4 protein-coding genes and 1 pseudogene are annotated in these 14,306 nt (G+C 64.3%); 1 reads left to right on the top strand and 4 read right to left on the bottom strand.

Annotated elements, in window-relative coordinates:
- Positions 1–281: 281 nt before the first annotated feature.
- The 3 genes from FJ546_RS30900 to FJ546_RS30910 form a co-directional block, all read right to left on the bottom strand.
- A complete protein-coding gene (locus FJ546_RS30900; protein ID WP_246687034.1) occupies positions 282–929 on the bottom strand; it encodes an invasion associated locus B family protein in 648 nt (215 codons plus the stop codon).
- Positions 926–1,714, bottom strand: a complete 789-nt coding sequence (locus FJ546_RS30905; RefSeq protein ID WP_246687036.1) for a SapC family protein — start codon at positions 1,712–1,714, stop codon at positions 926–928. The genes FJ546_RS30900 and FJ546_RS30905 overlap by 4 nt, the downstream gene beginning before the upstream one ends.
- Positions 1,715–1,804: 90 nt before the next feature.
- Positions 1,805–11,161 (bottom strand): autotransporter-associated beta strand repeat-containing protein, encoded by a 9,357-nt coding sequence (locus FJ546_RS30910; protein WP_181168157.1) that lies wholly within the window; start codon positions 11,159–11,161, stop codon positions 1,805–1,807.
- A gap of 306 nt (positions 11,162–11,467) precedes the next feature.
- Between FJ546_RS30910 and FJ546_RS30915 the strand changes: the two genes are divergently transcribed.
- Positions 11,468–13,117, top strand: coding sequence for a tetratricopeptide repeat protein (locus tag FJ546_RS30915; RefSeq protein ID WP_140893010.1), 1,650 nt, complete (start codon positions 11,468–11,470; stop codon positions 13,115–13,117).
- A 201-nt stretch (positions 13,118–13,318) separates the two neighbouring features.
- Here FJ546_RS30915 and FJ546_RS30920 read toward each other — a convergent pair.
- Positions 13,319–13,621, bottom strand: a pseudogene (locus FJ546_RS30920) (DUF3363 domain-containing protein); the annotation flags it as partial.
- Positions 13,622–14,306: the final 685 nt, after the last annotated feature.

The raw sequence follows: 14,306 nt of genomic DNA on the forward strand, positions 1-14,306 counted from the left end.
CCCCAAAGCTCTCCTCAAGCTGTCCTAAACGCTTGAGAAGAATCATGATTTGCTAATAATTGCAACTGTAGTACTAGTCTAGCAGATCTTGTAGCCGCCCCTTCAAGTCGAAGTCCGTCACGCGCCACGCTGGAAAGCGAATCGAGCATGTCGACGGCGATCCTTTGATTGCCGGTGCGATCAGGCGTCGCCTGCGCCCGTTCGGCATCGGTCTTCGCCTGATCGCGAAGCGCCTTTCGATGGCGCCAAACATGCTCCTCCGCTCGGGTGTTCGATCAACCTCAACGCGATAGCACCCCGGCGCGGTCGAGAGCTGTGCCGAAGCCCTGGAGCGAGATCGAGAACGGTGCGGCTGCGCCGCCATCGGCCGTGGCCTTCGCCTTCAGTGCTGTGTTGGCGCGCAACGCCACCAGCGTCGGCGCATCGAAGGTGACCGCGACGAGGCACCCGGCGGGCACGCAGGTGCGGAAGCGCAGCGGCTGCATGGCCGGCTTGTCGTCGATCTGGAAGGTGACGCCGGAATCGAGCGCGAGCCCGAACGGCAGGATCAGCGTGCCGGAGACGGTGTTGCCGGTTGGCGCTGCCAATTCGATAGCAAGGATGCGCTGGCCGTTCTGCTGATTCTGCTGCTGTGACATGACGCAACGCTTGGCGTTGTTGGCGACCTGACAGGCGACGACCCAATCCTTGTAGGCCTCGTTCAGCGAGGACGCCCCGCCTGGAAGGCCCGATGCGGCAGCCCCGCCGGTCTGCGCCTGTGCGATCTGAAAGCGCTGTGGCGCGGGGTCTTCCTGAATATCGCCGGTCACGGCGGCCTGACTCGGTGTCGAGATGGCGATGCCGGGCGCCATGTAGACTGTCAAGCCAGTGGCAACTGCCAGCGCCGTGCCCGCGGAGATGCCCAAAATACGAATTTTCTTGCTCATCATGCGAGCGCCTTTCGTTCGTTTGCGCGCAGCGCATTGAGGTCGAGAAGTCCCTTGAAGCTCTGAAGCGAGGCGAGATGCAGGATCACGAGATCGAGCCAGCCCTTCGCATGCCAGTCCGTGACGGTCTCGGCCGGCAGCGCGCGAAACGCCCTCTCATTCACGGTGAGGAACCCGTTCACCTGATGCTGCGAACCGTCGGGCAGCCTGAAGCCCACATGATATGGCGTCAGCACCTTCGCGGCGACGAGCGACTGGCCGAAGGCGACCGTGTTCGTGGAATCGTCATAGTAAGCCTGGCAGAAGGTCATCGCCGATTGCGCGGTCGCGGTCGGGCCACCCGCCTCGTCGAACAGTCGCTCGGCGTCGTGCTGGTCCGCGCTCGACCCGACGAAACGATCCGATGCGCGATCGATGCTGAGCAGTTGTCCCGCCTTGTCCGGCGTCTCGATGCCGATGAAGGGATAGCGGCGGACATAAGCCGGAATGTAGCTGCCTGCGCGCCATGAGCCGTCGCGCTCGATGAACAGATTATGGTCCCGCTTGATAGCGACGAGCGCGATCGGCGAGGCGTTGTCGTCGGTGGCGAAGACAATCGGATAATGCCGCAAGGTGACGGCGAATTCACCGACGCAGAGCGGAATAGCGATAGCTTCGCGCGCGAACCCGAAGCCCGTTACCGGCGCTAGCCCGGCATTGCGATGATCCTCGAAACGAAGAAGAACGGGGTCGCTGTAGAAAAGCGGGAGGTGCGGTTTTGCCGCATTTGCTTGTGTGTTTTCGGTCATGGTCAACTCAGGTTCCAGACTGGCGCAATGCGCCGTGAGTGCTCAGCCCGTGGGATGAGGAAGGGCTTTAATCGTTCACACCGCTTCCCCTCAGAACCTGACGTTGAAGTTTGCGCGGGCCGACTGGTCAGACATTCGCGAACCGAACTGCCCGCCATAGGAGACGCCGAGCGTAGCGTTCGGGGTGATGGCATAATTGATACCGGCCTCGATCACGGCGGCATCGCGCGTGATCGGAACTCCGGCGATGCTGAACGCATCGCCGCTGCCGGCGAAGCGCATGGTGGAGAGCGGCGTCACATCACTGAAGGCGTGGCGCCAGCCCAGCATTCCGTTCGCGGTGAGCATTGTCCCGCCGAGATCGAATGTGGTCGAGCCGCGCAGGCCGAGCGTGGTGAAGGTGGCGTCGGTGTTGGATGACGGGCTGGTCAGCGCTGCCGCCCCGCCTCGCTCGGTGAAGCCATCGGTATGCAGGTTCACATAGGCAAGGTTGGCGAAGGGCTCGAAGCGCGCGCCGCCGGCATTGAAGGCATAGGCGAGTTCGCCGAAGACCTGCGCGGTGGCCGCGTTGTAGTCGCCCTTCAGGCTGTCATTGAGCCCGGGGAACATCACGTTCCGCGAGGTCGAGATGTCATGCCATGCGTAAGCAACGCCGGTGCGGAAGGCGAGATCGCCCCAGGCCGTGCCGCCATAGAGGCCGAGATGGTAGTTGTCGCTCGATCCCGAAGAATGGCGGCTCTTCACATCGAAGTCGGTGCGGCTGTAGCCGGCGACCGCGCCGAAACGCCAGGTGTCGAAGACAGGCGCATCCGCACCGACGAAGAAGCCGCCGGTCTTGCGGTTGAGCGTCGCGGCGTTGCCGTCGCCGTTGGTATGGCCCCACGAGCCAAAACCCTGGCCCCAGACCGCGAAACGATCGGTGTTGGCCTTCACCGTCATCGGTTTGCCGTCGACATAGGTCGTGACAGTGCCCGAGGCGCCGACAGCGTCGAAGGCGGCGCGGATGCGGTCGTTGACGGCGTTGCGGACGAAGCGGCTGTCCTCGATCAGCGCGGACTTGGCCGAAGCGTGGATCTCGCCCGAGAGCTGGCCGAAGGCGCCTTGCGCCTGTGGAGCCGAGAGGTTCAACACCGCGTTGTAAATCGGGTTGCCCCGACCAAGGCTTTCGACGCCGCCGCCGGTGGCGATCTGGTTCGCCGTGACGCCGATGGCGGTGAAGTCGATATGGTTGCGGGTCATCGTCAGAGTGACGTCGCTGGCGCCGTAGCCGAGCGTCGGCGTCAGGAAGGCCAGATTGGAGCTGACGTTGTCGAACGTCCCCGTCCTGCCGCCATTGGTCGTCGTGCTGAGAATGGTGTAGGTGGTGCTGGGCGCATAATTGCCCGAACCCGCCAGCACATTGACCGCGCCGCCGGTGATCGCGATCGTTCCCGTGGCGTTGATGCGGCTGCCCTGACCGGCAGCGTTGACGGCGACCTGATAGGTCGAGCCGGGGTTGAAGGCGATGTTGCCGACATTGATCGTGCCGATGCCCGGGGCGACGGATGCGCCGCTGGCGATCGTCAAGCCGCCGGCCGAACCGGTACCCGTGAACAGGCCGCCCGAGACCGTGACGGCGCCGGTGATGTTACCGTTGTTGGTCGTGGTTCCGGCGGTCTGGGTCAGGCTGCCGTTGATCGTCCCGTCATTGTTGACGATGCCCGCCGTGTTGAAGTTGCCGGTCCAGATCCCGCTGGCCGCGTTGTTGATCGTGCCGGTATTGGACGCGACATTGGCGTTGTAGACACCGTTGTTGGTGACGAGCCCGGCATTGTTGAGAGCATCTGTTACGGTGCCGTTGTTCGTGATGATGCCCCCGGCATTGTTGAGGATGCCGGCGGGCGCCGTCAGCGAGCCGCCTGCGGCGACCGTGACGGCGCCGCTGTTGGTCAGCAGCCCCGCGAGGCTGTAGTCGCCGGTCGCGGACACCGCGAGGGTCGCGCCGTTGGCATTGTTGAAAGTGCTGTCGCTGGTCAGCGTGCCGCCGACATTGAAGATGCCGCCGGCATTGTTGGCGATCGCGCCATTAAGCGCACCGCCATTGGCGTTCACGGAGCCGAAGTTGACAACGCCGTTCGAGACGTTCCCCTCCGTCTGGGTAAAGGTCGCGCCGGCATTGTTGGTCACGCTGCCGGTGACGGCGCCGGCGTTCCGGAACGTGGCGTTGTTGGTGACATCGGAGGTGATGCCGCCGGTCGCCGTGATCGCCAGCGTGCCGCCATTGATGGTCGTCGCGCCGGTGTAGGTGTTCATCGCCGAAAGTGTCAGCGTGCCATCGCCGTTCTTGGTCAGGCTCGTGCCGTCCCAGCCGCTGACGAAGGGACCGGCCTGGTTCGTCAGCGCCATATCGATAGTGAAGGCGTCCGTGCCGTTCGCCAGCGTGAACGCGCCGTTGCCCCGCGCCGCGCCGGCGGCCCAAGTCAGGCCGAGGCCAACATTGTAGTCGAGGTTGTTGGCGCTCTTGCTGCCCGCCGCCGTCAGGTAGTCGACCGGGTTCGAGGAGCCACCGACGATGACGTTTGCGAAGTCGCCGGAAATGCCGTTCGTCGTCGCGATGACCGTGAACTGCGTGCCCGCAAGTGCGCTGGCCGTCGATGTACTCGCCGTGAGGCCGGCGATGTTCAGGGTTCCGCCCAGCGACGCGGAGTCCGCCGTGACGATCGGCTGGTTCGCGCCCAGGGTGACGCTCAGCGTCGAGCCAGCGTCCTGCGTGAAGGCCGCGGTCACGGCGAGTTGTGCGTTTGCGCCGATGGCGGTGACCGCGCCGCTCCGCGTCGTGTAGGCCGTGGCGCTGAACACGCCCGTCTGACCGAGCACCAGCGTGCCATTGCTGACCGTGACCGTGCCCACCGAACTGTTGGCGCCGGTCAGCGTGGTCGTGCCGCTGCCGATCTGGTTGAGCGCGCCGTTGCCCGACATCACACCGGCGAAGGTGAATGTGTCGGAGCGGTCGAAGGCCAGCGTGCCGTTGTTGGCGACATTGCCCGTGATGCTGCCGGTCGCGCCGGCATTGCCGATCTGGAGCGTGCCGCCGGATATCGTCGTGCCGCCCGCATAGGTATTGCTGCCGGTCAGGATCGTCGTGCCCTGGCCGATCTGCTGGACGGCGCCGCTGCCCGAGATGGCGCCGGAGAAGGTCATCGCGGCGGAGCGGTTGAAGGCGAGGACGCCGTCGTTGACGACGTTACCCACGATCGAGCCGGTGCTGCCGCCGTTGCCGAGCTGCAGCGTGGTGCCCCCCGAAATCGTAGTACCGCCGCTATAGGTATTGGTTCCCGTCAGTGTCAGCGTGCCCAGACCGATCTGCTGGACCTGGCCGCTGCCGGAGATGTCGCCGGAGAAGGTCACTACGTCGCTGCGGTTGAAGGCCAGCGTGCCGTTGTTGACGACGTTTCCAACGATCGCGCCGGTTGAGCCGCCATCGCCGAGTTGCAGCGTCCCGTACGAAATCGTCGTGCCGCCGCTATAGGTGTTGGCTCCCGATAAAGTCAGCGTGCCTATGCCGGTCTTGACCAGCGAGCCGCCGACCCCCGAAATGACGCCGCTCACCTCGGTCGAAAACCCGTTCGAGCCGACCGTCAGTTCGTTGCCGCCGAAGTCATAGGTGCCGGCGCCCGCGATCGACCCCGCGCTCAGCCTGCGGTCGCCGTTGGGGCCGGTGGTGCCTGAGAAATCGACGTTGCCGCCCGAATTGTTGGTGATGGCGGCGTTGCCCGCCGTGCTGGTGCCGTAGAAATACAGAGCGCCGCTGTTGGCGATGGTGGCGTTGCCCGCCGTGCTGCCGTCGTTGAAAGCCAGGTAGCCATTGCTGGCGTTGGTGATGCCGGCATTGCCGCCCGTGCTGCCGCCGTAGAAAGACAGGCTGCTGTAGTTGGTGACGGCGGCGCTGCCTGCCGTGCTGGTGTCGTAGAAAGTCAGGGTGCCGCTATTGGCAATGGCGGCGCTGCCGGCGCTGGTGGCATTGCGGAATTTCGTCGTGCCGGCATTCGTGATGCCGGTGACGCCGCCGGTGTCAGCGTTGACCACATCGAACGTGCCGCTTGAGCCCACAGTGACGGAGCCCAGGATAGCGCCGATATGGGCGGCGTCGCCGATCTGCAAGGTGCCGTCCGCAATCGTGGTGCCGCCGGTATAGGTGTTGTTCGCGGTCAGGATCAGCTTGCCCGCGCCGGCCTTGGTCAGCGCGGCGCCGTTCCAGCCTGTGGCGGGATTGGCGGCCTGGTCGGCGAGCGCCGCCCCGACCGTGAAGTTGTCGGTCGGGTTGGTCAGAGTAAAGGTGCCGTGGGCCAGATTGTTGTTCGCCGTCCAGCTCAGGCCGTAGCTGGCGAGATATTGCAGATTGTTGGCAGACTTGCGGGTGGAGACCGTGAGGTAATCCACCGTGCCGCTGAAGCCGCCGACGGTGACGCTGGCGAAGTCGCCGCCGATGCCCGACGCGGTGTCGATCAGCACCTTGTCGAGCTGGCTCGCGTCGCCGATGCCGCTGATGTTCAAGGCGACATTGTTGCTGATCGCGACACTGTTGGCCGACAGCGCCGGGCTGTTCGCGCCGGCGACGATCGACAGCGCGGTGCTGTCGCCGAAGGTCACGGCCTGCGAGACGCTTACGGTCGCCGGCGTCTGAATCGCCAGAGTGCCGCCGGCCACGACGAGGTTGCCGCCGAGCCTATTACTGCCGCCCGCGCTGCCGTCGCCGAACTGCAACCGGCCATCGGTGACCAGGGTGTCGCCGGAATAGCTGTTGGTGCCCGTCAGGATCGTCGTGCCAGGACCGATCTGCTGCACCGCGCCGCTGCCCGAGATGTCGCCGGCAAGCGTCAGCGTCCCGGTGCGGTTCAAGGTGAGAACGCCGTCGTTGACGATATTGCCGAGGATCGAGCCGGTGCCGCCGCCGTTGCCGAGTTGCAGCGTGCGGCCCGCGATCGTGGTGCCGCCGGTATAGGTGTTGGTGCCGGTGAGGATCGTCGTGCCCCAACCGATCTGCCGGACAGCGCCGCTGCCTGAGATGACGCCGGAGAAGGTCACCACATCGGAGCGGTTGAAGGCGAGCACGCCGTTGTTGACGACGTCGCCGAGGATCGAGCCCGTGCCGCCGCCATTGCCGAGTTGCAGGATGCCGCCGTCGATCGTGGTGCCGCCATTATAGGTGTTGGCTCTCGACAGGGTCAGCGTGCCGGTGCCGATCTTGACCAGCGAACCGCCGTTGCCCGAAATCACGCCGCTCACCTCGGTCGAAAGTCCATTCGAGCCGACCGTCAGTTCGTTCGCGCCGAGGATATAGTTGCCGACGCCCGCGATCGACCCCGCGCTCAGCTTGTGGTCGCCGTTCGGGCCTGTACTGCCCGAGAAATCGACCGCGGCGCCCAGATTGTTGGTGATGGCGGCATTGCCGCCCGTGCTGGCGCTGTAGAAATACAGGCCGGCGTTGTTGGTGATGGTGGCGCGGCCGGCCGTGCTGCTGCCGTCGAAGTCCAGGCCTCCGTTGTTGACGATGGTGGCGCTGCCGGCCGTGCTGCTGCCGCGGAAAGCCAAATAGCCATTGCTGGCGTTGGTGATGCCGGCATTGCCCGCCGTGCTGTTGTCGGAGAAATACAGGCTGCCGTTGTTGGTGATGGCGGCGCTACCGCCCGTGCTGGCGTCCCAGAAATACAGGCCGTAGTTGCTGATGATGGTGGCGCTGCCCGTGCTGGTGCCGCCCCGAAAATTCGTCGTGCCGGCATTCACGATGCCAGTGATGCCGCTGGTGTCGGCGTTGACGATGTCGAAGGTGCCGCTGGAGCCGACGTTCACCGCGCCCAGGATCGCGCCGGCCGTGTTCGAATCGCCGAGTTGCAACGTGCCGGCGTTGATCGTGGTGCCGCCGGTATAGGTGCTGGTTCCGGCCAGGGTCAGCATGCCGGCGCCGATCTTGACCAGCGCACCGCCCGTACCTGAAATGACGCCGCTCACCTCGGTCGAAAACCCGTTCGAGCCGACCGTCAGTTCGTTGCCGCTGAGGTTATAGCTCCCGGCGCCCGCAATCGACCCCGCGCTCAGCCTGTGGTCGCCGTTCGGGCCTGAACTGCCGGAGAAATCGACGATGCCGCCCGGATTGTTGGCGATGGCGGCGCTGCCGGCTGTGCTGCTGTCGTAGAAAGCCATGCCGCCGCTGTTGGTGATGGTCGCATTGCCCGCCGTGCTGTTGCCGCGGAAATACAGGTAGCCATCGCCGGCGTTGGTGATGGCGGCGCCGCCGCCCGTGCTGTTGTCGTAGAACGACAGGTAGCCGTCGTTGGTGATGGTGGCGCTGCCCGCGCTGGTGCCGTTGCGGAAATTCGTCGTGCCGGCATTCATGATACCGGTGATGCCGCTGGTGTCGGCGTTGACGATGTCGAACGTGCCGCCGGAGCCGACGTTCACCACGCTAAGGATCGTTCCGGCCGCGCTCAGCTCGCCGAGCTGCAACGTGCCGGCGTCGATCGCGGTGCCGCCGGTATAGATGTTGGTGCCGGTGAGGATCGTCGTGCCCGCACCGATCTGCCGCACTGCGCCGCTGCCCGAGATGACGCCGGAGAAGATGGCCACATCGGAGCGGTTGAAGGCGAGCACGCCGTTGTTGACGACGTCGCCGAGGATCGAGCCCGTGCCGCTGGCATTGCCGAATTGCAGGATGCCGCCGTTGATCGTGGTGCCGCCACTATAGGTGTTAGCTCCCGACAGGGTCAGCGTGCCGGCGCCGATCTTCACCAGCGAACCGCCGTTGCCCGAAATCACGCCGCTCACCTCGGTCGAAAGCCCGTTCGAGCCGACCGTCAGTTCGTTGGCGCCGAGGATATAGCTGCCGGGCCCCGCGATCGACCCCGCGCTGATCCTGCCGTCGCCGTTCGGGCCGGTGCTGGTCGAGAAATCGACCTTGCCGTCCGAATTGCCGTTGGTGATGGCGGCGCTGCCGGCCGTGCTGCTGTCGTAGAAATACAGGTTGCCGTTGTTGGTGATGGCGGCATTGCCGGCCGTACTGGTGTTGTAGAAATACAGGCCGGCGTTGTTGATGATGGTGGCGGCGCTCGCCGTGCTGTTGTCGACGAAAGACACGACGGCGTTGTTGGTGATGGTGGCGCCGCCCGCCGTGCTGCTGCCGTAGAAAGACAGGCCGTCGTTGTTGGTGATGGTGGCGTTGCCGGCTGTGCTGACGTCGAGAAAAATCATAGAATCGCTGTTGGTGATGGTCGCATTGCCCGCCGTGCTGCTGACGTGGAAAGACAGGTTGCCGTTGTTGGTGATGGCGGCGCTGCCGCCCGAGCTGGTGTCCCAGAAATACAGGTTGCCGTTGTTGGCGATGGTGGCGCTGCCGGCCGTGCTGGCGTCGCTGAAAGACAGGTCGCCGTTGTTGGTAATGGCGGCGCTGCCGCCCGTGCTGGCGTCCCAGAAATATAGGCCGTAGTTGTTGATGATGGCGGCGCTGCCCGCGTTGGTGCCGTTGCGGAAATTCGTCGTGCCGCTGTTGGTGATGCTGGTGATGCCGCTGGTGTCGGCGTTGACCACATCGAACGTGCCGCTATAGCTCGTGACGTTCACAGCGCCCAGGATCGCGCCGGCCGTGTTCGAATCGCCGAGTTGCAACGTGCCCGCGTTGACCGTGGTGCCGCCGGTGTAGCTGTGTGCGCCCGTGAGAATCGTCGTACCGGGACCGCCCTTGGACAAGGACGCCGTGCCGGTCAGCGTCGTGCCGATCGTGCCGGGGCCCCAGAGGTAGATGCCGCTCGAGGACTTGATCGTGCCCGCACCGGTGGCGGTGCCGCCATAGAAGTTGAGATATTGCACATCGAGCGTGCGGCCCGCGCCGACGGTCAGCGTCGCCCCGGCGGAATTAGTGAAATCGTTCACCCATGACATGTCACCGCCGGTGAGCGAGACGCTGCCGCCGCTCTGATTGTTGAAATAGCTGAGCCCCAGCCGGACATCGCCGCCGATGACATTGATCTGGCCGCTGTTGTAGACGCTGCTCACGGGCGACAGTTGCGCCGTGCCGCCGGGGCCGTTGAAGTTGATGACGCCGCCAGCGTTGTTGTGGATGTCGCCATTGCTCATGACGATGCCGTCGGTGCCGACATTGATGGTGGCGTCATTGTACAGCACGCTGCCGGTGTCGTAGAGCGTCGCGCGCGCGCCCAGATTGATCCGGCCCGCGCCGGTGTTGGAAATCGACCCGGCGAGCATGTTGTCATCGCCGACATTGACGATGCCGCCCGCGTTGGTCAGGCCGGTGATGCCGCTGGTGTCGGCGTTGACGACGTCGAACCGGCCGCCAGAGCCCAGCGTGACCGCGCCGATGATCGCGCCGGTGCTGTCGGCGTTGCCGAGTTGCAGAATGCCGCCGGCAATCGTGGTGCCGCCGCTATAGCTGTTGGTTCCCGACAGGGTCAACGTGCCCGTGCCGATCTTGACCAGCGAACCGCCGTTGCCCGAAATGACGCCGCTTACCTCGGTCGAAAGACCGTTCGAACCGACCGTCAGTTGGTTGGCGCCGAGGACATAGCTGCCGGGCCCCGCGATCGACCCCGCACTTAGCTTGTGGTCGCCGTTCGGGCCGGTGCTGTACGAAAAATCGACGATGCCGCCCGAATTGTTGGCGATGGCGGCGTCGCCCGCCGTGCTGGCGTCCCAGAAAGTCAGATCGTAGTTGTTGGTGATGGCGGCATTGCCGGCCGTGCTGGTGTCGTAGAAATACAGACGGCTATTGCTGGCGTTGGTGATGGCGGCGTTGCCCGCCGTGCTGGCGTTGTTGAAAGACAGGTAATTGTCGTTGGTGATGGCCGCGTTGCCCGCCGTGCCGGTGGCGTAGAAGAACAGGTTGGCGTTGTTGGTGATGGCGGCGCTGCCCGCCGTGCTGGCGTCCAAGAAATGCAGGTTGCCGTCGTTGGTGATAACGGCGCTGCCCGCCGTGCTGGCGTTGTTGAAATCCACAATGGAGGTGTTGGTGATGGTGGCGCCGCCGGCAGTGCTGTTGTCGTAGAAAGCCAGGTAGCCGCGGTTGGTGATAGCGGCGCTGCCGGCGCTGCTGTTGCCGTGGAAATATAGGCCGCCGTTGTTGGTGATGGCGACGCGGCCGCCGTTGGCAGCCATGCCGGCGCCGTTGAAAGCGAGGACGCTGCCGTTGCTGAAATCATAATCCGGGCCGCCCGGATCGAACGTCCAGCCGCCCAGGGTGGTATTGACGGAAATCACCAGGCTGGTGACGGACGAAGCGTCGAACGTGGCCGTGCCGGTCGGCGCGGTGCCGGAATTCCAGTTGGCGTCGTTATTGTAATTGCCGTCGGCCGGACTGGCGAGCCAAGTCGCGTCCTGCGCCCGCGCCGGAGCCGAATAGGCGGCGACCGTCAGCGCCGTCGAAGCCAGCAATGCGGCGCGCAGCAGGTCGCCCAATGACATTGCCTGGCGCCCAATGACGCTGCGCGGTGAAGCAGCGCCGCGCGCTGAAGTCGAAACTATTCTTGAATCCATGATTCCCCGGCCCAGAAAGAGACGCGCGGCCGCCGGATGCCGGATTTCGATTCATCCCCGCCTACGTCATTCCCGTCCCTTTCTGGCACCGCACGCGGGAAACGTCCTGAATCGACCGCTGCTAGGTTCTGAATCTTTCCGTTATTTTCTGAATATGGCGCCTTCCGCCGCGCTTTATAGTAACTAGACATAGTTTTGCGGCGGTTTGCCGTTTCGGAGGGGGTAAAGTGCCGCGTGTTGCGATTTTTAGATTTTGAACTGCACCGGCAACTGGCTGAACTGCGAGGGCCGGACGGCGACGTCATCAAAATTCGGCCGAGGAGCCTCGAAATGTTGACGTTTTTCGCGTCCAATGCGGGGCGGGTCCTCAGCAAGCGGGAGTTGATGGAAGCGGTCTGGCCAGGCGTTCATATCGGCGAGGACAGCCTGTTCCAGTCAATCCGTGAGATTCGCACCGCGCTGGGCGATGATCAGCGGCAGATCATCAAGCTGATGTCCGGCCGCGGCTACCTGTTCGCGGCCGAGGTGACGGACACGACGGATACGGACGCGCCGGAAGAAGCCAGCCCGGCGATGGAGCCCGAAACACAAAGCGAACCGAGCCCAAGCCGGCACGGTTTCAGCATCCGGCGCCGCGCCGCCCTTGTAGCTATCGCGGGGCTCGGCGCGTCGGCTTTGGCGGCAGCGATATGGCTCCCCCGATTCCTCGCGGGCTCGCCCGTGACCATCGCCGTGATGCCTATGGCGGCGGGCGATGATCCACAGGCTGCCCGGATGGCGGCAGACGTCACCAGCGACCTCACCGACGGACTCGCGAAAATCGACGCGATCCGTGTGGTGGTTCCTTCCGACGCCGCGAAGGGCGCCGATTACGTTGTCAGCAGCGAACTGGAGAAGGCAGCAACCGCGTGGAATTTGCGCGCGCGCATGACCGAACCGGCAACCGGCGCGGTCAAGTGGACAATATCGCTCTCAGTCGATCTGGCTGACGCCGATGCGCAACATCAGCAGACCCGCCTGACCGCCGGCATGGGCCACGCGCTGGCGCTGCGCATGAATGAGCTTCAGAATACCGATGAACGCCGGGCCGAAGGCGTGCCGGCCGGCGCCGCCAAGGTCGCCATCGAGCAGGCGACGGCCTCGATCAACCAGACGACGCTGGAACGCTTTCGCGCCGCGCAGGTGATCCTGGAAAAAGCCCTTGCCGACGACGCCGACAATGTCGACTTGCAGGTCGCGCTGGCGGCGTTTCAGCTCCGCGGCATTCAGATGGCCTGGTTTCCCGCCGAAGAGCGGGAGACGGTCGAGACCGGCATCGGGGCGATCATGGCGCGCGCATTGCGCGCGCAGCCCGACTACATCCCGGTGCTGGAAGCGCATTGCCGGTATCTGTCGACGACAAACCGATTCGTCGAAAGTCTGGTCGCATGCGGCAAGGTGCTCGCCCGCGATCCATGGGATGGGATCGCGCTGTACCTCATCGGACTCTCCCAGGTTTTCCTCGGCCGCTTCGACGATGCACTCGCCACGTTCAAGCAGGCGGACAGCTTCGATACGCCCCCAGTCGCGCGCTGGACTTGGGCGATCGGGGCAGGTTTCACCTATCTGCTCATGGGCCGCGCCGAGGAAGCCTTGCCCTGGCTGCAACGGTCGATCGCGATCACGTCGGCCAGCGGGCGCACACATCTGCTGTTGGCCGCCGCCTATCGGCAATTGGGCCGGGTCACCGAAGCCCGGGCGACGATGACCAAGGCCATGGTGTTGAGACCCGGTTCGACCGCGCTCAATGTGCCGTCGCCTACCAAGAACACCAGCCCGGTGTATCTCAAGGCTTCCGAACGGATCGTGAGCCTGATGGTCGCGGCCGGGTTGCCGGAGAAATAGCGCTACGTAGAAGTCGTAGAGACAACAGTGTGGGCGAGCCCATGTCGTCGGACAGCTCTGCCTTCCGATGCGGTAACTTCGAGCAGCGACCCGCCGACATTCTGATCCACCGTCGACGTTGCAGACTCCCGCGCATCCCGCGCATCCGGGTATTTTACGCTGGCTGGATTCCGCCTTCCATGGCCAGCCAGGGTAAAAGCCGAGCCCGCGTTGCCGCCCCAACTGCCATGATACTGATCCGCCTTGCACGACCCCGCTCACCTCGCGGCCAAGCTGGTGGTCGATAACCGGCCGCCACGGGGACAAGAGTGAATTTGTGGCTCTGCTCGACCACGCGAACTTGCCGCTCGATAGCTGAACGGTCCCGATGAACTTGCCGCTCACGGTCTCGCCGACCGTCGCGGCGCGGAATGGCAAGCCCTTGGTCGCGGCCATCCCGAGGCCGACACGGGCGACCTCGCGCTCGCGTAGCGTGGCGAGAAAGTTTCGTCGATATGCCACCTTCAATCGCTGCATTCCCTCGGCCAGCGTCCAGAGCGCACACTTGAGCGTCACGTTCTGGTCGATGCCGTTGATGACACGGGTTTGGCTGCGACGGATGCGGCCTTCGGCATTGAAGGCCGCGCTCGACAAGGAAGGTCACATCGCGCTTTATCTGAATTTCGATTTCAGCAAAGCGATACCGAAGCCGGACGCCGCGCCTATTATCGCGCAAGTGACGAAACTGATGGCGGACAATCCCGGGCTCAAACCCGAGATCGACGGACATACCGACAATATCGGCAATCACGATTACAATGTGACTGTCGGCAAGTCGCGCCGACGCCGAGGCTGCGGCCATCGCGGTACAGGGGGATCTCGGCCAACCGGCTCCGTCGGGACAAGCCCGTCGCGGATAACGCCAGCGAAGACTGCCGTGCCAGAAACCGCCGCGTCGGACTGGTGAACCCGTGATGTTGAGCGCACACGTTTCACGCGATTTTCAAACCTCATTTTAGAGGGCTATAGCGTTAACGTAGTTCTCATCATCGCCCGGTGCGGCGCGCCAAATTACGCCGCCTGCCCTCCACACTACGCTAGTACTACAGTTGCAGATGCTCTCTTTTCTTGTGGTGGGCGATCATGGCTTGGGCCTGATGTTTTCGTCGCCATAGCGACCAAGCGAATATGAAGCTCGTGCTGTGAAGCT

The sequence above is a fragment of the Mesorhizobium sp. B2-4-19 genome (assembly GCF_006441315.1).
GTDB lineage: Bacteria > Pseudomonadota > Alphaproteobacteria > Rhizobiales > Rhizobiaceae > Mesorhizobium.